Origin of the sequence: Micromonospora sp. NBC_00821, assembly GCF_036347035.1 — a bacterium.
Taxonomy (GTDB): Bacteria; Actinomycetota; Actinomycetes; order Mycobacteriales; family Micromonosporaceae; genus Micromonospora; species Micromonospora hortensis.
The window spans coordinates 6841634-6860194 of the sequence record NZ_CP108880.1 but is presented as its reverse complement, the minus strand read 5'-3'; the positions used below and the strand labels follow the sequence as shown (position 1 = coordinate 6860194).

Below are 18561 nucleotides of genomic sequence, written 5' to 3'. Positions count from 1 at the left end.
CGTCCGTCAACCGGTTGATGTGTACGGGGTGAGTCGCTGCTAGCGCTCCGCCCGGCGGATCCGATCACGGCTGGTTAGGCTGCTCGATCGTGGATGCCAGCAGAATCGCCAGCCCGGTGACCGGGGTCGTCGGACGCTTCCTCGCCGGGGCGGGGCTGCTCCTGCGCGGGCTGGGCCTCTACGTCCGCAGCCCGGGGCTGGTGCTGCTCGGCATCGTGCCGGCGCTGATCTCCGGCGTGCTCTTCCTGGCCGCGCTCGCCACCCTGGTGTACTTCGTGGACGACCTCGCCGCGCTGGTCACCCCGTTCGCCGACGACTGGTCGAGCACCGGCCGCAGCCTGGTCCGGGTGATCGCCGGGTTGGCCTTCCTGGGGCTCGGCGGCCTGCTTGGCGTGCTCACCTTCACCGCTGTCACCCTGGTCATCGGCGACCCGTTCTACGAGAAGATCTCCGAGCAGGTCGAGCAGCGGTACGGCGGCACGCCGGGGGCGGTGGAGGTGCCCTTCTGGTCGTCGCTGCGCCGCAGCCTCGCCGACTCGGTACGCCTGGTGGCGCTCACGGCGTTGGTCGGCATCCCGCTCTTCGTCGCCGGCTTCATCCCGATCGTCGGCCAGACGGTCGTCCCGGTCATCGGGGCGGCAGTGGGCGGGTGGTTCCTCGCCGTGGAGTTGGTGGGTGCACCGTTCTACCGACGGGGGATGCGGCTGCCGCAGCGCCGGACGATCCTGAAGGCCGACCGGCCCACAGCGCTCGGCTTCGGAGTGGCCGTCTTCCTCTGCTTCCTGATCCCGCTCGGCGCCGTGTTGATCATGCCGGCCGCGGTCGCCGGTGCCACGTTGCTGGCCCGCCGCTCGATGGGCCAGCCGATCGAGGAGAGCTGACAGGTAGATCACCCTGGTCGAGCCGCACCTTTCCGCGATCTTGCACATTCTGTCGCGGCATAGGGGGCATTCCGTGCATATCGGTGACCGAAAGTGCAAGATCGACGCGGGCGGGGGTCGCTGACGCGCGGGTGGCTGCCGGTCAGGTCACGTCGGCCAGGCAGGTCCACTGGGATGCCACCTGGCGGTAGCCCAGCCGGGTGTTGATCGCGAGCATCGGCCCGTTCGCCTCGTCGTTCGAGGTGTAGGCGACGCGCACGCCGTCCGCGGCGGCCCGGTGCAGCGCTGCGGTCTTGGTGAGCCGGGCGAGTCCCCGCCCCCGGTATTCCGGGATGGTGCCGGTGAAGTCCGACCACATCCGGTCCCCGTCCCGCTTGACCAGGCTGAAGGCGGCGACCACACCATCGACCTCGGCGGCGGTGCTGGCCGCCTTGTCCAGGCCGAGGTTGTTCCAGACGTCGTACTGCCAGCTCTCGTAGCTGATCGAGTCGACCGGCACGTCGCCCGGCTCGTCGGCGGCCGAGGCCACGTCGGCCTCGTACAGCAGGTGCGGGTCCAGGTCGGAGATCGGCAACAGTCGTACGCCCGGGGGCGGCTCGGGTAGCGCGGGTGCCGGGTTGAGGTCGAGCGCCGAGTAGCGCACCTCCCGGCTGGGCTCGTAACCGTGCCGGCGAGCGAACGGCAGCCCGTCCGTCTGCGCCATCGCGCGTATCCGACGGATTCCCAGCTGGCGGAGGTGGTCGGTGGCGGTGGTCAGCAGCGCCGTGCCGAGGCCCTGTTGCCGGTGCTCCGGGTGCACGTGCAGCATCGAGATCTCGCCGAAGTCCGGGGTGGAGGTCCAGCCGGAGCGTTGCGCGGACGTCCACCCGACCACCTGGTCGTCGACCTCGGCCACGAAGGCGGTCCAGCCCTCCTCGGGTGGGGGCTCGGCGAGCATCTTCCGGGTCGACTCGACCCCGCGCACCAGATAGGGGTAGACGATCGTCCGCAGCGCCACCACACCTGGGGCGTCGTCCGGCTGTGCCACACGGATACGCATGTCAGGCCCCTATCCGTACGGCGGCGACCGCCTCGACCTCTACGGGTGGGTGGATAAAGCTGAGCACGTACGGCAGCGCGACAGGATCCGGCATGTCGGCGAGGCTAACCAAGGTCGTCCGCCTGAGCGACGCATTAACCATTGTGCGTCCGCAGCCTGCGACCGACCTGCAGGCAGCAACTTCATGGAAATAGTGGCCTCCGAGCGCCGGGAGGCCACTATTTCCCTGAAGTTGTGTGGATCTTGCAGGGCGGGCCCGGCGCGTGCCGCGCGGCGGGCGCGGAGGCGCGGAGGCGCGAAGGCGCGGAGGCGCGGTCAGGCGGAGGCGCGGCGGATCAGCTCGGTGGGGAGCATGATCGCCTCCTCGATGCTCTCCCCGGCGGCCAGCCGGAGCAGTTGGCGGGTCATCCGCCGGCCGAGTTCCACGATCGGCTGCCGGACGGTGGTCAGCGGCGGCTCGGTGTAGGCGGCGGTCTCGATGTCGTCGAAGCCGACCACCGCCACGTCGTCGGGCACCCGCCGACCAGCCTCGCGCAGCGTCCGCAGAGCGGCGTGCGCCATCAGGTCGGAGGCGGCGAAGACGCCGTCGAGGTCGGGATGCTCGGCGAGCAGGCGGCGCATCGCCGCCGACCCGGATTCCCGGGTGAAGTCGCCGATGGCGATAAGCTCGGGCAGCCCCGCGTCGGCGACAGTGCTGCGGTAACCGCTGAGCCGTTCGATCCCGGCGACCATGTCCTGTGGCCCGGCGATTGTCGCGATCCGTCGGCGACCGCTGTCGATCATGTGCCGGACGGCTGCGGTCACCCCTGCCACGTGGTCGACGTCGACGTACGGGACGGGCACGTCGCCGAGCGGGCGGCCGCTGACCACCACCGGGATGCCGAGTCGGGCCAGCGTGCCGGGCAGCGGGTCGGCACCGTGCAGCGACGCGAAGAGCACGCCGTCGACGTGCCGGCCGGTGGTGTACCGCTCGACCCGATGGTGCCCGGCCGGCGAGCCGGCGAGCATCAGCACCAGTTGCTTGTCGGCCGCCTCCAACTCCTGGCTGACGCCCCGGATGATGCCGGGGAAGACCTGGTCGTCGGAGAAGACCCGGGTGGCCGCCTCCGGCATGACCAGGGCGATCGAGTCGGTGCGCTGGGTGACCAGGCTGCGGGCCGCCAGGTTGGGGACGTACCCCAACTCGGCGACCGCCCGGGTGACCGCCTCGCGGATCGGTTCGGCGACGGTGGTGGAGCCGTTGACCACCCGGGAAACGGTGGCGCGGGACACCCCGGCCCGCGCTGCCACCGCTTCGAGCGTCGGCCGCTGCGCCGTCGTCATCGCGCTTTCCCCCGCTCGTCACAGCCCGTTCCGGGAGATCACCTCCTGGTACCACCGGGCGCTGGCCTTCGGTGTGCGCCGCTGGGTCAGGTAGTCGACGTGCACGATCCCGAACCGCTTGCGGTAACCCTCCGCCCACTCGAAGTTGTCCAGGAATGACCATACGAGATAACCGCGCAGGTCCACGCCCCGGGAGATCGCCTCGTGCGCCGCACGGAGGTGCCCGTCGAGGTAGGCGATGCGATCGGCGTCGATCACCTGCGTCGGGCCGTCGGGCGAGTCGGCGACCGGCTTGTCGGGGAACGCCCCGCCGTTCTCGGTGATCAGCAGCGGCACACCGGGGTAGTCGGCGGCGATCCGCTCCAGCAGACGGGTGAGCCCGGCCGGTTCGATCATCCAACCCATGTCGGTGAGCGGCCCGGCCGGCGGCAGGAAGTGCACAGCACCCTCGGTGCCCGGGTACGCGCCGTTGCCGGCGCCGTCGGGCCGACCGGCCACGTAACTCGGGGCGTAGTAGTTGATCCCGAGCAGGTCGATCGGGGCGGCGATCACCTTCTCGTCGCCGTCGCGGATGAACGTCGGCTCGACGATCCGGGCCACGTGCTCGCGGACGTCGTCCGGGTAGCCGCCGGCCAGCAGCGGGTCCAGGAAGATCCGGTTGTGCAGGCCGTCGACAAGGCGAACCGCGGCGGCGTCGGCGGCGCTCTGCGGGTCAGCCGGGCGTACGTCGGCCGGGTTGACGGTGACGCCCACGCTGCGCGCGCCGGCTGCCCGCAACGCCCGCGCCGCCAGGCCGTGCCCCAACAGCAGATGGTGTACGGCGGTGAAGGCCGCCGCCGGATCCTGCTCACCCGGGGCGTGCAGGCCGTTGGCGTAACCGAGGTAGGCCGAGCACCACGGCTCGTTGAGCGTTGTCCACACGTCGATCCGGTCGCCGAGGCGCGCGTACACAGCCGTGGCGTAGGTGGCGAAGTGTTCGGCGGTGTCCCGGTTGGTCCAGCCGCCCCGGTCGCCGAGGGCCTGCGGCAGGTCCCAGTGGTAGAGGGTGACGATCGGATCGATTCCCCGCGCGAGCAGCGTGTCGGTGAGTCGGTCGTAGAAGTCCAGCCCACGGGGGTTGGCGGGGCCCGTGCCGTCGGGCTGGATCCGCGGCCAGGCGACCGAGAACCGGTACGCCCGAAGGCCCAGCTCGGCCATCAACGCCACGTCGTCGGCGTACCGGTGGTAGTGGTCGCAGGCGACGTCGCCGGTGTGGCCCTGGTACACCTTGCCCGGCGTACGGCTGAAGGTGTCCCAGATGGACGGACCGCGACCGTCGTCGCGGGCCGCACCCTCGATCTGGTACGCGGCGGTGGCCGCCCCCCAGAGGAAGTTCTCGGGAAACCGGATCTCGTTACTGGGCTGGTTGGTTGGCTCGCTCCGCTCGTTCACGCCTTGACCGCACCTTCCATGATTCCGCCGATGATCTGCCGGCCGAACAACACGAAGACCAGTAGCAGGGGCAACGTCGCGATGGCCGTTCCGGTGAACACCTGCGACATGTCCTGGTAGTACCCGTCCGACAGCGCTCGTAGGGACAGCTGCACTGTCGGATTCGCCGGATCGTTCAATACAGCGTACGGCCAGAGGAAGTCGTTCCAGGTGGTCATGAAGGTGAGCAGACCGAGGACGGCGGCGGCGGGACGCAGGGCGGGCAGCACGACGTGCCACCAGATCCGTGCGGTGCCACAGCCGTCCATCCGGGCGGCCTCGATCAGTTCGTCACTGATGGCCTGGCCGGCGTACTGCCGCATCATGAACACCCCGAACCCGGTGACCAGCACCGGGACGATGACCGCCGGCAGCCGGTCGTTCCACTGCAGCTTGGTCATGAGCAGGTACAGCGGAATCACGCCGAGCTGCGTCGGCACCATCATGGTCGCGATGATCACCAGCAGCAGGGCGTTGCGGCCACGGAACCTGAGCTTGGCGAAGGCGAACCCGGCCAGGCTGGAGAAGAACACCACGGAGACGGTCACAGTGGTGGCCACGATCGCCGAGTTGATCAGGCCGGTCAGGAAGTACGCGTCGGTGTTGTCGAACAGGCGGGCGATGTTGGCGCCCAGGTTGCCGCCGGGGGTGACCGGGGGTGGGAGTTGGCCCATCGCGTCGTTGCTGCGGCTGGCGACGACGAACATCCACCAGATCGGGAAGACCGACAGGCCGACGGCGACGACAAGGGCGAGGTAGGTGAGCGGGCTGGCCCGCCAGAGCCGGCTCATCGGGTGGTTCCCTTCCGGGCGCTGGGGCGCGCTCCGCCGCCGAGGCGGCGCAGGAGCAGCACGTTGACCGCCGCGACGATCGCGATGAGCGCGAAGAGCAGCCAGGCCACTGCCGAGCCGTACCCGAAGTTGTAGTGCGGGGCGAAGGCGTTCTCGAACATGTACATGGTCAGCGTCTGCGACTCGCGCAGCGGCCCACCGCGGATCGGGTTGGTGCCGGAGTGGAACATCCGGGGCTCGGTGAAGAGTTGCAGACCGCCGATGGTGGCGATGATGGCGCAGAAGATGATCGTCGGTTTGAGCAGCGGCACTGTGACCGACCAGAACTGCCGGGCCCGGTTGGCGCCGTCGATCGCCGCCGCCTCGTACAGGTCGCGGGGGATGGCCTGCATCGCGGCCAGCAGGATCAGCGCGTTGTAGCCGGTCCACCGCCAGTCGACCATGGCCGAGATGGCCACCCAGGAGGCCAGCCGGTTGGACTTCCACTCGATCGCGTCCATCCCGACCAGGTCGAGCAGCCAATTGATCATCCCGAACTCGCGGCCGAAGAGCACCCCGAACACGATCGCCACCGCGGCGGTGGACGTGACATTGGGGACGAGCACCGCCATCCGCCACCCGGTGCGCCCCCGCAGGCCCCGGTTGAGCAGGTTGGCCAGCCAGAGCGCCGCCAGCAACTGCGGAACTGTGGAGATGACGAAGATCCCCAGCGTGTTGACCAGCGCGTGCCAGAAGTCGACGTCGGCCAGCAGTCGGGTGTAGTTCTCCGCCCCGACGAAGGGATGGTCGGCTCCGAGCAGGTCCCAGTCGTGCAGCGAGACCCAGAAGGTATACGCCAGCGGGTACGCCCCGAAGATGCCGAAGATCAGAAAGAATGGGGCGATGTAGAGGTACGGGGAGAAGCGGGTGTCGAATCGACTGAGCCGACCCGAGGATTGGTGGCGGTTAGCGGTTGCCGGTGGGGCCGGCGGGCGGGCGTCGAGCTGGACGGTCATGCCCGAGAACTCCTTTCCGTCGTGCGGGCGGGACCTCTGCTCCGAGGCCCGCCCGCACGCTCGCTCGGGCTACTTGGCGGCGGCCTTCTTCGCGTTGGTCACCGCGTCGGTCCAGCCCTGCGCGGGGCTGCGCTGACCCAGCTCCACGGTCCGCACGGCGTTCTCCACCTCGGTCCGTACGGCCTGGTTCTTCGGGCCCATGTAGACCGGCTTCAGGCTCTTCGCGCCGGTGCCGAAGATGGCACCTACCGGCGCACCGGAGAAGTACGCGTTTGTGGCGCCGGTGATCGCCGGGTCGTCGAGCGCCTGCGGCGAGGAGGGCAGCGGACCCTTGGCCTTGAACGCCCCGATCTGCCCCTTGGCGCTGGTGAGGAACTTGGCCAGCTTGATCGCCTCGGCTTGCTGCTTGCTCTGCTTGGGCACGGCGAGGTGTGATCCACCCCAGTTGCCGCCGTTGCCGGGCACCTGGGCGATGTCCCACTTGCCCTGGGCGTCAGTGCCGGCGTTGGCCTCGATGACGCCGGTCATCCAGGCGGGGCAGGCGATGGTGGCGAACTTCGACTGCTTGAAGGCCGAAACCCACTCCTCCGACCAGGATCCGTACTTGCCGGAGAGGCCCGAGTCGATGATGTCCATTGTGGTGTCGTAGGCCTGTCGTACGGCCGGGTTGCTGTCGACCACCAGCTTCTCACTGGTGTCGTAGTAGCTGTAGCCGCTGCTGTTGCCGGCGGTCTGCAGCAGGATCGTGTTGAACGTGTTGGTGGCCGCGTCGAGGAAGGACGCGCCGGTCTTGGCCGCGACGAACTTCTCACCGGTGGCGATGTAGTCCGGCCAGGTGGGCCAGAGCTTGGAGACCTCGTCGCGCTCGGTGGGCAGGCCGGCCTTCTCGAAGAGGTCCTTGCGGTAGCACATGGCGATGCCGCCGACGTCGGTGCCGAGGCCGATGAGCTGCTTGCCGTCGGCGGTCAGACCGGCGTTCCACTTCCACTCCAGGAAGTTGCCCTTGAGGTCGGCGGCGCCGTGGTCCAGCAGGTTGACGAAGTTCGCGGGATTGGCCTTGTACTCGACAAGCAGGCCCTCCTCGATGGCCACCACGTCGCCGGCGCCCCGGCCCGCGGCGAGCCACTGGGTGAGCTTCGGCGAGTACTCGTCGAGGTTGGTGCCGGTGCCGCGCTCGACGATCTTCACGCCGGGGTTCGCGGTCATGTACTCCTGGTAGAGCTGCTCGTAGCCGAACTGGCCGAAGACGTCGACGGTCAGGGTGACCGGTCCGTCGCCCGGCTCGTCGCCGCCGCCGCAGCCAGCGGTGACGAGCAGGGCGGTGGCGGCGGCGAGGGCCACCGCGGCGAGGCGGCGGCGCGGGAAGACAGCCATGGGTTATCGACCTCTCTCAAGGCGGGCGGGTGATGGCAGATGGCTAAGAGAGCGCTCTCACGACAGGGTGGTGGGTCGTCAACCCACTGTCAAGAGAGCGCTCTCTCAGCGTTGCGGTCCCGTGATGAACGCTCGCCGCCGGTGCGGCGTCCGGCAGCCGGCGGAACCCCCGACATCGACGGAGGGCGCCACCCCGAATGGGGTGACGCCCTCGTTCGTGATGGGTCGGTCAGCCGGTGCGCAGACCGTCCAACAGGGTGTGGTCACCGGCGACGTCCAGCGTCTCGAAGCTCACCCGACCCCAGAGCGCCAGCAGCAGGTCGCTCGCAGTGCCGCTGACCTGGGCGCGAGCGTGATGATCGTCGTGGTCGAAGATGGTAGCGGTGTCGAGCAGCGCCACCCCCTCGCCGCGCAACCGCAGATACCACTCCTGGGCCGCATCGGTCGCGCAGAGCTGTACCACCCCGTGCCAGTCACCGGGCACCTGCCGCCGGCCCGCCGGCAGCCACGTGTCCAGCACCTCACTCACCCCGTCGGCCGCGAGCTTCGCCTCCACCGGGTCACCAGCCCCGATGGCGAGCTGGGCGTCCCAACGGTGCACAGCCGTCTCGTGCGCCATCCGACGCGGCCAGAAGCCGGCCTTCTTCGGCTGCGGGGCCCAGTTCCACGCCGACGCCTCGGGGTCGAGCCCGTCGAAGAGGGTCATCACCCTGTCGTAACCCTGCTGCCACAACTGGAGCGCGTTCACGGCCGGGTCAGCCTCGATCTTCTCCCGCCGAGGCGGCTGGCTGGTCTGGCCGGAACCGGCGAACGACGAAACCCAGTGGTAGATGCCGGCCATGTGCAGTGTGAGGTCGTTGACCGTCCAGCCCGGACAGGACAGCACCGGTGTCTCCGGCGGTGCCTCGGCCACCGCTGCCGCGAAAGCCGGACCCTCCGTCCGGAGCGCCCCGATCCAGAAATCCTTGCTGCCCTGCAGTCTGCTCATCGCCATCCTCCCGGGGGTGCCGGGCGACCAGTGGGTGCCACGGCTACTTGTCAGCCTAAGGTGAAGGGCGTGCCAGACGCCTCCGCCCAGCCGACAACCGACGCCGATCGTGCCATCCCCGGTCCACTCGCCGGCTACACCACCCTCCGAACGGGTGGGCCGGCCGAGCGGATCGTGGCCGCCGGCAGTGCCGACGAACTCGTCCAGGCGGTACGCGCCGCGGCGGAGCCGGTCCTGATCCTGGCCGGGGGCAGCAACGTGGTGATCGGCGACGCCGGCTTTCCCGGCACCGTCGTGCTGGTGCGCTCCCGCGGCATGCGGGTCATCGCCGATGACGCCACCTCGGTCACCGTACGGGTCGACGCCGGCGAGCCGTGGGACGACCTGGTCGCCGCCACGATCGCCAACGGCTGGGCCGGGCTGGAATGCCTGTCCGGCATCCCCGGCTCGACCGGTGCCACCCCCATCCAGAACGTCGGCGCGTACGGCCAGGAGGTCGCCGAGACGATCACCGGCGTCGAGGTGTACGACCGGGTCGAGGGCACCCGTCAGGTCATCCCCGCCGCCGAGTGCGGCTTCGCCTACCGGGGCAGCATCTTCAAGTACATGGACCGCTGGGTGGTGCTCTCAGTCGACTTCCGACTCACCAGGTCTCCGCTCTCCGGGCCGGTGCGCTACGCGGAGCTCGCCCGAGCCCTCGGTGTCGAGGTGGGCGACCAGGTGCCGCTGGCCGACGCCCGAGCGGTGGTGCTGCGCCTGCGGGCGGGCAAGGGGATGGTGCTCGACGCCAACGACCCGGACACTCGCTCGGTCGGCTCCTTCTTCACCAACCCGGTGCTCGACCGCGCGACGTACGAACAGCTCCTGGAACGCTCCGCCGAGCTGGGCGACCCGCCCGCCTGGCCAGGGGCGGACGGCCTGGTCAAGGTGAGCGCCGCCTGGCTGATCGACAAGGCCGGTTTCGCCAAGGGCCACCCCGGCGAGGGTGGGGTGGCCATCTCCAGCAAGCACACACTGGCCCTGACCAACCGCAGCGGCACCGCCCACACCAGCGACCTGCTCACCCTGGCCGCCACCATCCGCGACCAGGTGCACGCCCGCTTCGGCGTAACCCTGCACCCCGAGCCAGTCCTCATCAACTGCACCCTCTAACCCCCGCCGCCCTCCCCGCCCCCGCCCCTGCCTTCCCACCCGCTCCCCGCGATCTTGCACTTTCTGCGGTGACATAAGGGCTGCAAAAGGGCCAAATCGCCAACCGAAAGTGCAAGATCGGCGTGCCAGGTGTGGGTTAGGGGAGGGGCCAGGGGAGGGTTAGTTCGCCCTGGCGCCAGCGGGTGGGGTTGTCGAGGATGGGCCAGCCTGTTTCGCGAAGGCGGGTCACCGCGTGCAGCCAGCGTTGGCGGGGGCCGAAGGTGGCGTACGGGGCGGCGGCCTGCCAGGCGTCGTCCAGGGCGCGGATCAGCGCGTGCACCGGCTCACCGGGAACGTTGCGGTGGATCAGCGCCTTGGGTAGCCGCTCGGCCAGCTCGGCAGGGCTGCCCAGCGTGGTGAGCTTCGCGGCCAGGGTCAGCGTCCGGGGGCCGTCGGCGTCGATCAGCAGCCAACTGGCGAGTCGCCCCAACTCGTCACACGTGCCCTCGACGAGCACTCCGCCCGGGGCGAGCGCGGCGGTCATCGTCTGCCAGGCTTCGGCCACCTCGCTCTCGTCGTACTGTCGCAGCACGTTGAACGCGCGGACCAGCACCGGCCGGAGCCCGGCCAACTCGAACCCACCCCGGGCGAACGTCAGCCCGGGTGGGTCCGCGGCCGGGGTGGCGGCCGCCACCCGGGCCGCGTCGATCTCCAATCCGACCAGGCGTACGTCCGGACGGACCCCGGCCGCCAGCCGAGCGCGTAACTCCACAGCGGTCACCGGGGTGGCGCCGTAGCCAAGGTCGACCACCAGGGGGTCGTCCGCCGCCAACAGCCGGTCGGCGCAGGTGGCGACGACCCAGTTGTCCACCCGACGAAGCCGGTTCGGGTTCGTCGTGCCGCGCGTGACCACGCCGACCGGCCGGCGCCGCGCCGCGCCGCTCATCCCGACGTCACTGCCCGGGCTTCACTGGCCGACCCGGTGCACCTTGTGCTGGGCGGCCTGTGCCCGGGGCCGGACGACCAGCCGGTCGATGTTGACGTGCTCGGGACGGGTGGCGCACCAGGCGATGCAGTCGGCGACGTCCTCGGCGACCAGCGGCCCCGGCACCCCGGCGTAGACGGCGGCGGCCCGTTCCGCGTCGCCCTCGAAGCGGACCAGCCCGAACTCGTCGGTCTTCACCATGCCCGGGTCGATCTCGATGACCCGCAGCGGTCGGCCGCACAGCTCCAGGCGGAGCGTGCCGGCGATGGCGGTCTGCGCGTGCTTCGCGGCGGTGTAGCCACCGCCACCCTCGTACACCGTCAGGCCGGCGGTGGAGGAGACCACCACGATGGTTCCGGAACCGGAGGCTTCCAGCGCCGGCAGCAGCGCCTGGGTGACCCGCAGGGTGCCGAGCACGTTCACGTCGTACATCCACTGCCAGTCGGCGACCGAGCCGGACTCCACCGGGTCCAGCCCGCGCGCTCCGCCAGCGTTGTTGACCAGCAGGGTGACCGGGCCGGGTGCCTGGGCGGCGGCCTCGGCCAGCCGGGCCACCGACTCGTCCGAGGTGACGTCGCAGGTCACGGCCGTGGCCTGCCCGCCCGCGGCGGTGATCTCGGTGACCAGGTCGGTGAGCCGTTCGGCGCGGCGGGCGGCGGCGAGCACGTGGAAGCCGTCGGCGGCGAGCCGGCGGGCGGTGGCCGCGCCGATCCCGCTGGACGCTCCGGTGACGATGGCGACTGAGGTCATCCCGACATTGTCACAGCGGGCGTACGACCCGCCCCGACCGGGCGTAGGCAGCCGTTGGCGGGCGTTCGGTGATGAGGTCCGTCACGCCGAGGGGCCGCGCCGGGGAATTTCCGAAGCCCGATGGGGAAGATGACATCCGGCGTACAGGTTGACCGAGAAGCGCCGGTCGTGCGAGACGGCATCAACCGTGAAGAAGGAGCGGATGTGGCGGAAATGCACACCGGTGTCGGGCGTCAGCGAGGTGCCCGGCCGTGGCCCCGGCCACGCCGCATCGCGACCCTGTCGGTACACACCTCCCCCCTGCACCAGCCCGGCACGGGTGATGCCGGCGGAATGAACGTCTACATCCTCGAAGTCGCCCGGCGTCTCGCCGAGGCCAACGTGGAGGTGGAGATCTTTACCCGGGCCACCTCCGGTGACCTCCCCCCGGTGGTCGAGATGGCGCCCGGAGTGCAGGTCCGACACATCACCTCCGGCCCCCTGGAGGGCCTCACCAAGGAGGAACTGCCCGGTCAGCTCTGCGCCTTCACCGCCGGGGTTCTCCGCGCCGAGGCGTCCCGTCCGCCCGGCCACTACGACCTGATCCACTCCCACTACTGGCTCTCCGGCCAGGTCGGTTGGCTGGCCAAGGAGCGCTGGGGGGTGCCGCTGGTACACACCGCGCACACCCTGGCGAAGGTCAAGAACGCCCAGCTCGCGGCCGGGGATCGGCCGGAACCCAAGGCCCGCGTCATCGGCGAGGAGCAGGTCGTCGCCGAGGCGGACCGGCTGGTCGCCAACACCCGGGTCGAGGCCAGAGACCTGCTCGACCGCTACGACGCCGACCCGAACCGGGTGTCCGTCGTGCAGCCGGGTGTCGACCTGGCCCGGTTCCGGCCCGCGCCGGGTGACAGGTCCGCGGCCGCCCGCCAGGCCCGCCGCCGGCTGGGGCTTCCCGTCGACGGGTACGTGGTTGCCTTCGTCGGTCGGATCCAGCCACTCAAGGCCCCCGACGTGCTGATCCGCGCGATCGCCGCGCTGCGGGAGCGCGATCCGGCGCTGGCCGACCAGGTGACAGTGGTGATCTGCGGCGGGCCCAGCGGCAGTGGGCTGGACCGGCCGACCGCCCTGATCGAGCTGGCCGCCAAGCTCGGGGTCAGCGACGGGGTGCGGTTCCTGCCGCCGCTCACCGGGGACGACCTTCCGGCCCTGTACCGGGCGGCGGACCTGGTCGCGGTGCCGTCGCACAACGAATCGTTCGGGCTGGTCGCCCTGGAGGCGCAGGCCTGCGGTACGCCGGTGCTGGCCGCCGCCGTCGGAGGGCTGGTCACCGCCGTCCGGGACCAGGTCAGTGGCGTACTCATCGACGGTCACGACCCGGTCGACTGGGCCCGTGCGATGGGCAGTCTGCTGCCGAACCGGGCGCTGCGGTCGGTGCTGGCCCGAGGCGCCGAGCAGCACGCCCGGCACTTCTCCTGGGACCGTACCGTCGACGGTCTGCTCGGTGTCTACGGCGAGGCGATCGCCGGGCACCGCGCCCGGCTCGCGGCCGACCTGGCGGGTGACCCGGCGCTCTCCTGTTCCTGGTGACCCGGGCGCAGTCGTCACCCGGTGCGCGGGCCGAGTCGGTCGTAGAGTGGGTCCGGTGAGCCCGAAGAGCGATCTCGCGACCCTGATCGAGTCGGTCTGCGCCGAGCGGGACCTGGCCTGGGAGTCGACCGGCCCCGGCTCGTACGCGGTGACGCTGCCGGGCACCCACAAGCTCAAGACGATCTGCAACCTGATCGTCGGCGAGCACGCGCTGCGGATCGAGGCGTTCGTGATGCGCCAGCCGGACGAGCGCCGCGAGGAGCTGTGGGCCTGGCTGTTGCAGCGCAACGCCCGGATGTACGGCGTCTCCTTCTCCACCGACGCGGTCGGCGACGTGTACCTGACCGGTCGGGTCAACCCGGCCGGCGTGGACGCCGACGAGTTGGACCGACTGTTCGGCGCGGTGCTCACGTACGCCGACGAGTCGTTCGACACGATGCTGGAGATCGGCTTCGGCAGTTCGATCCGGCGCGAGTACGAGTGGCGGGTGAAGCGGGGCGAGTCGACAGCCAACCTGGCCGCCTTCGCCCACCTCTTCGAGCCCTCCGGCGCCGGCCCCGACCCAACCTGACCCACCCCCGGCGCCCGGCGCCCGGCGCCCGCGCCCCGCGCCCCGCGCGTCGCGCCCCGCGCCCCGCGCGTCGCGCCCCGCGCCCCGCGCGTCGCGCCCCGCGCCCCGCGCGTCGCGCCCCGCGCCCCGCGCGTCGCGCCCCGCGCCCCGCGCGTCGCGCCCCGCGCCCCGCGCGTCGCGCCCCGCGCCCCGCGCGTCGCGCCCCGCGCCCCGCGCGTCAAGCGCCCCACGCCACGCGCCCCGCCCCCGGGTCGCATCCCATGGTCGTGCTCGAATCAGGAAGTAGTGGTGTCGCCGTCGCGGCGATGCCACTCGATCCTGGATGCGGCACGATCATGGCGAGTTGACTGTGGTTCGGAGTGCTCCTGACGGGTATGCCGCACCGCGCGGTGCGGCAAGGGACCCCCGCGCGCCGATGACGGAGTGCCAAGGAGCGGAGCGTCCCATGGCTCAGCGGAACAGCTCAGGTCGCGGCGCGACTGCGACCAGGACGAAGCGACAGGCCGGCAACCAGACGCCGGGTACGCCCGGAGTCTCCGAGTCGGAGATTTCCCGGATGCGGGTGGACGACATCCGCGGGCAGTTGCGCAAACGCGGGGTCTCCGGGATCTCCGCGTTGCGCAAGCCCGAGCTGGTGAAACAGCTGGTGCGCTCGATGCGGGCCGGCGCGGGTCGGAGCAGCACCGGCCCGTCGGGCCGGGCCGCCGGCACCAGGGCGTCGGCTGGTCGTGCCGCCGCCACCAAGAAGTCGGCGGCCAGGCCGGCGTCGAGCCGCGCGAAGGCCGCGCCGGCGAACAAGAGCGCGCCCGCGAAGCGGGCCGCCGCGACGAAGGCGACCGCCGGACGTAAGTCGACGGCGGCGGCGAAGAAGGCGACCGCCGCGAAGAGGACCACGGCGGCCCGCAAGACAGCGACGGCGCGTACGGCGCCCGCGCGGAAGGCACCGGCGAAGAAGGCACCGGCGCGGCCGGCGGCGAAGCGCACGACGCCGGCCAAGAGCGCGGCGGCCAAGCGCACCACGGCGGCCAAGAGCGCGGCGGCCAAGCGCACCACGGCGGCCAAGAGCGCGGCGGCCAAGCGCACCACGGCGGCGAAGAGCGCGGCAGCGAAGCGCACGACGGCGAAGCGCACCGCACCGGCCAAGAGCGCACCGGCCAAGCGCACGTTGACGCCGTCGACCGGAGGCGGAACGGCGGCCGGCGGGATCCGGACCGGACGGGGTACGGGGCGGTCGGTCCGCAGTTCGCAGGTGATTTCGTCGATCATGGACCGGCCGGAGCGGCCGGGACGGAGTTTGATCACGGCGAACCACGAGGTGATCCAGCGGTGGGCCCGGGAACGCGGGGCCAGGCCGGCGACCATCGCCGGCACCGAGCGGGATGGCCGGGCGGGTGTGTTGACCTTCAACATTCCCGGATACCGGGAAAGCAGCCGGATTCGCGAGATCACCTGGGATGAGTGGTTCTACACGTTTGACCTGCGGCGGTTGAACCTGATTTATCAGGAACAGTTGCGGGACGGCCGCCAGAGCAGCTTCTTCCGGACCGAGTCACCCGATCGGGAAGACGGTTGAGGTGTTTGCGGGAATGGCCGACGGGTACCCGGCTGTTGCCAACGGACGAGGCCGGAGCAGCGGATACTCGCCAGTTGTGACCGGCGAGACAGCCGTTCTGGGTTGAATCCAGAATCCGGGCGAACTAGCTTTATTGCACCGCGCCACGTTTGGAAACGTTCGGGGGAGCGGCGGATCGATCAGATCCGCGCACCAGACGAGGCGCGAGGGGACGGGTGGAATAACCGTTGGGGGACGGTTCCCACCTGTTTGGACCGGCGGCGTGAGCGGGCGATGCTTACGGGGGTGAGTGTTGCCCGCCGCCGCCGGCCCCGCCGGCGAGCGCCCACCACGACCTCAGGGTCGTGGTGGGCGCTTTGCGTCGGTTATCCGGTCGGTACGCGGTCCACGGGGGTCGTCGGCTTCGCTTCGACAACCCGGCGCAGCGCGGCGACGTGCCGCTCCCGGGGTGGTCCGGCGAGCAGGTGCCCGAGGGCGGCCAGCAGACCGAGCCCGCCCACGATCAGCCAGTGCCGGTCGCCGAGGTGCTGGAGGCTCACCCCGCCGAGGGTGGGCGCGACGAAAGCCGCGGCTGGAAACGTCAGGTAGAAGACCGACTGGTAGCGCGCTCGGAGCTGCGGTGGCGCCAGGTCCGCGTTGATCTGGGCGTTGGGCGGGGCGGCGAGCATCGAGCCGACCGTCCAGATCACCGCGGCACCCAGGTAGATGGCCAGTTCGTCGGCCATGGCCAGCGCCCCGAAACCGAGCGCGAGCAGCGCCGTGGAGGCGGCCAGCACGACGTCCTTGCGGTGCCTGTCGATCAGCCGGGGCACGAACAACTGCCCGACCACGATCAGCGCGCCGCCGAGCGCGACCACCAGCCCGTACGCCGATGGGCCCAGACCGTCCGCGCGCATGGCCAGCGGCATGATGGTCGACGTCTGCATGGTGAGTACGGCCAGCACGAAGGTGAGCCCGACGAAGACCAGGAAGGTGCGGTCGGTGAGCGCGGTGTGCAGTCCCGGCCGACGGGGCCGGACGGACTTCGGCGCCGCGCCGGGAGTGGGCGGGAGGCCGGCCGCTGGCCGGGCCAACCGCAGGGTTTCCGGCACCTTCCAGGCGATCACGGCGGCGGCGGTCAGTGTGGCGCCCGCGTCGACCAGGAACAGTGCGGTGAAGCTGGCCTCGGCCAGGACCCCGGCGAGCAGGGAGGCGACCGCCATGCCCAGGTTGAACGCCCAGAACTGAAGGTTGAACGCCCGGGAGCGGCGCTCGGCGGGCACCACGTCGACGATCGCCGCCACGAATGCCGGGCTGGGCATCGAGTGGACCACGCCGATCAGCGCGGAGAGCGCGGCGATCAGCAGCAGGGGGCGGGTGAAGGCGAGGGCCACCATCAGGCCGACAGTGGCCAGGTGCGCGGCGAGCAACGTCGCCCGGCGTCCCCACCGGTCGGCGAGCACCCCGCCGAGCAGCACTCCGGCCGCCCCACCGGCTCCGTACGCGCCGACCACTGTGCCGGCCAGACCTTCGCTCGCGCCACGTACGTCGGTGAGGTAGAGCGAGAGGAACAGCATCGCGAACGCGCCGGCCCGGTTGATCAGCAGGCCGGCCCAGAGGTACCAGAAGGTGGCGGGTAGTCCGCCTGCGGTGTCGTGCCACCAGCGCCGCAGGGCGTGCACCCGACCTCCCGACAGTTCAGGTTGTTAACTGTTTCCACCTGCACAGTAGGAACTCCGGCACCGCCGCGCCACTCATTACGCCTCGGCGGGCTGTGGCGCACGGGAGGCGGCAGTCGGTGCCAGTGCCTCACCGGAGCGGCGCAGCGCTGCCGCACGCCGTTCCCGGGCCGGCCCCGACACCAGGTGGGCCACCGCGGTCAGGAGGCCGAGCGCGGCGCAGCCGTACCAGAGGGTGTCGTTGCCGGCGTGCTCGCGCACGAGGCCACCGAGGATCGGCGCGCTGGCCCCGGCGATCTGCCACGAGAGGGAGAACACACCCTGGTACCGACCGCGCAGTTCGGCCGGGGACAACTCGGCGATCAGCGTGGAGTTGGAGGGCGAGTTCAGCATCTCGCCGACCGTCCAGATCAGCACTGTCAGCCCGTAGAACCAGGGGGTGCCGGCGAACGCGGTCAGCCCGAACCCCACGCCCATCACGACGGATGCCAGCGCGAGCACGTGTGAGCGGCTCCGACCCCGGATCAGCCGGGGCACGAAGAGCTGGCCGACCACGATGAGGATGCCGTTGAGCGCGATCACCGAGCCGTAGGTGGCGGGGCTCAGACCGTCGTCGCCCATCGCGATCGGCAGCATCGAGATGTGCTGGAGGAACACCAGCGCGGCGAAGAGGTTGAGTGCCACGAAGCCGAGGTAGACCCGGTCGGTGAGGATCGTCCGCAGGGCGCCGCGCGGAGCCGCCGCTGCCGTGACGGCGGTGGCGGGGCCGGCCTGTCGGGTCTCCGGCACCTTGCTGAAGATGATCAGCGCGGTGACCAGCATGGTGGCCGCGTCGACCACGAACAGCAGCAGGTAGTCGGCCTGGGCGGCGAGGCCGGCGAGGACGGCGGCGCAGGCGAAACCGAGGTTGATCGCCCAGTAGTTGAGCGAGAAGGCGCGCAGCCGGTCCTTCGCCGGCACCACGTCGATCATCATCGCCCCGAACGCGGGCCGGGCCGCCTCGGCGAACATGCCGAGCAGCAGCGCGCCCAGCGCCACCGCCCAGAGATCCCGGGCCAGTCCGAGCCCGAGCATCATGGCCGCCGCGCCCACGTGGGCGGTGAGCAGCGTCGGCCGGCGGCCCCACCGGTCGGCGAGGGTGCCGCCGGCGGTGGTGCCGAACGCCCCGCCGACACCCCAGAGACCGATCACCAGGCCGGCCTGCGAGGCCGAGAAGCCACGCTCCTGGGTCAGGTAGATGGCGAGGAAGACCAGGACGAACGAGCCGAGTCGGTTGATCAGGGTGCCCGACCACAGGTACCAGAAGGTGGTCGGTAAGCCGCCGGTGGTGTCCCGGAACCAACTCCGCATCGTCCGCATATGGCACCCCGCTTGCAAGTAATGACCGATGTGACTGACGTGCCTTACGACCCTAGTGGTGGCCGGATCCGCTGGTCATCAGCTTTTTCACGTGGTGGTCGTCA

At 70.9% G+C, this 18561-nt stretch carries 16 protein-coding genes and 1 pseudogene; 5 read left to right on the top strand and 12 right to left on the bottom strand.

The window, feature by feature from the left end; genetic code table 11:
• The first annotated feature begins 89 nt into the window (after positions 1-89).
• On the top strand, positions 90-881 hold the full coding sequence (locus OHB44_RS31445) for an EI24 domain-containing protein (protein ID WP_330439072.1): 792 nt from the start codon (positions 90-92) through the stop codon (positions 879-881).
• A gap of 142 nt (positions 882-1023) precedes the next feature.
• Here OHB44_RS31445 and OHB44_RS31440 read toward each other — a convergent pair whose 3' ends face one another.
• From OHB44_RS31440 to OHB44_RS31410, 7 genes are all read right to left on the bottom strand, one after another.
• A complete protein-coding gene (locus tag OHB44_RS31440) occupies positions 1024-1920 on the bottom strand; it encodes a GNAT family N-acetyltransferase (RefSeq protein WP_330439071.1) in 897 nt (298 codons plus the stop codon).
• 315 nt (positions 1921-2235) lie between these two features.
• On the bottom strand, positions 2236-3243 hold the full coding sequence (locus tag OHB44_RS31435; RefSeq protein WP_238683130.1) for a LacI family DNA-binding transcriptional regulator: 1008 nt from the start codon (positions 3241-3243) through the stop codon (positions 2236-2238).
• An 18-nt stretch (positions 3244-3261) separates the two neighbouring features.
• Positions 3262-4674 carry a GH1 family beta-glucosidase gene (locus tag OHB44_RS31430; RefSeq protein ID WP_330439069.1) on the bottom strand — a complete coding sequence of 471 codons (1413 nt, stop codon included), beginning with the start codon at positions 4672-4674 and terminating at the stop codon, positions 3262-3264.
• The gene (locus OHB44_RS31425; RefSeq protein WP_238683132.1) at positions 4671-5504 is read right to left on the bottom strand and encodes a carbohydrate ABC transporter permease; all 834 of its coding nucleotides are present in this window, start codon (positions 5502-5504) and stop codon (positions 4671-4673) included. The genes OHB44_RS31430 and OHB44_RS31425 overlap by 4 nt, the downstream gene beginning before the upstream one ends.
• Positions 5501-6499: a carbohydrate ABC transporter permease gene (locus OHB44_RS31420; protein WP_238683133.1), complete on the bottom strand. Its 999-nt coding sequence runs from the start codon at positions 6497-6499 to the stop codon at positions 5501-5503. Before OHB44_RS31420 ends, OHB44_RS31425 begins: the two co-directional genes overlap by 4 nt.
• Before the next feature lie 69 nt (positions 6500-6568).
• Complete coding sequence (locus tag OHB44_RS31415) at positions 6569-7873, bottom strand: ABC transporter substrate-binding protein (protein WP_238683134.1); 1305 nt, start codon at positions 7871-7873, stop codon at positions 6569-6571.
• 229 nt (positions 7874-8102) lie between these two features.
• Complete coding sequence (locus OHB44_RS31410; RefSeq protein WP_266304344.1) at positions 8103-8861, bottom strand: maleylpyruvate isomerase family mycothiol-dependent enzyme; 759 nt, start codon at positions 8859-8861, stop codon at positions 8103-8105.
• A gap of 114 nt (positions 8862-8975) precedes the next feature.
• Here OHB44_RS31410 and OHB44_RS31405 point away from each other — a divergent pair, with 114 nt between their 5' ends.
• Complete coding sequence (locus tag OHB44_RS31405) at positions 8976-10013, top strand: UDP-N-acetylmuramate dehydrogenase (protein WP_266305264.1); 1038 nt, start codon at positions 8976-8978, stop codon at positions 10011-10013.
• Between the two features lie 136 nt (positions 10014-10149).
• Here OHB44_RS31405 and OHB44_RS31400 read toward each other — a convergent pair whose 3' ends face one another.
• Both OHB44_RS31400 and OHB44_RS31395 read right to left on the bottom strand, forming a co-directional pair.
• The gene (locus tag OHB44_RS31400) at positions 10150-10938 is read right to left on the bottom strand and encodes a class I SAM-dependent methyltransferase (RefSeq protein ID WP_330439068.1); all 789 of its coding nucleotides are present in this window, start codon (positions 10936-10938) and stop codon (positions 10150-10152) included.
• A 21-nt stretch (positions 10939-10959) separates the two neighbouring features.
• Complete coding sequence (locus OHB44_RS31395) at positions 10960-11727, bottom strand: SDR family oxidoreductase (RefSeq protein ID WP_266304346.1); 768 nt, start codon at positions 11725-11727, stop codon at positions 10960-10962.
• Between the two features lie 204 nt (positions 11728-11931).
• On the opposite strand from OHB44_RS31395, the gene mshA reads away from it, so the two are divergent.
• Positions 11932-13296 carry a D-inositol-3-phosphate glycosyltransferase gene (gene mshA / locus OHB44_RS31390; protein WP_238683138.1) on the top strand — a complete coding sequence of 455 codons (1365 nt, stop codon included), beginning with the start codon at positions 11932-11934 and terminating at the stop codon, positions 13294-13296.
• 55 nt (positions 13297-13351) lie between these two features.
• Positions 13352-13867 (top strand): YbjN domain-containing protein, encoded by a 516-nt coding sequence (locus OHB44_RS31385; protein WP_112605262.1) that lies wholly within the window; start codon positions 13352-13354, stop codon positions 13865-13867.
• 450 nt (positions 13868-14317) lie between these two features.
• Here the strand turns inward: OHB44_RS31385 and OHB44_RS31380 are convergent, their stop codons facing one another.
• Positions 14318-15133, bottom strand: coding sequence for a hypothetical protein (locus tag OHB44_RS31380; RefSeq protein WP_330439067.1), 816 nt, complete (start codon positions 15131-15133; stop codon positions 14318-14320).
• Between OHB44_RS31380 and OHB44_RS31375 the strand changes: the two are divergent.
• A pseudogene (locus OHB44_RS31375) lies at positions 15045-15440 on the top strand (hypothetical protein); the annotation flags it as partial. The gene OHB44_RS31380 and the pseudogene OHB44_RS31375 sit on opposite strands and share 89 nt — an antisense overlap.
• 365 nt (positions 15441-15805) lie before the next feature.
• Here OHB44_RS31375 and OHB44_RS31370 read toward each other — a convergent pair.
• Together OHB44_RS31370 and OHB44_RS31365 are read right to left on the bottom strand one after the other, a co-directional pair.
• Positions 15806-17101 carry an MFS transporter gene (locus OHB44_RS31370; protein WP_330439064.1) on the bottom strand — a complete coding sequence of 432 codons (1296 nt, stop codon included), beginning with the start codon at positions 17099-17101 and terminating at the stop codon, positions 15806-15808.
• A gap of 75 nt (positions 17102-17176) precedes the next feature.
• Positions 17177-18457: an MDR family MFS transporter gene (locus OHB44_RS31365; protein WP_238684519.1), complete on the bottom strand. Its 1281-nt coding sequence runs from the start codon at positions 18455-18457 to the stop codon at positions 17177-17179.
• Positions 18458-18561: the final 104 nt, after the last annotated feature.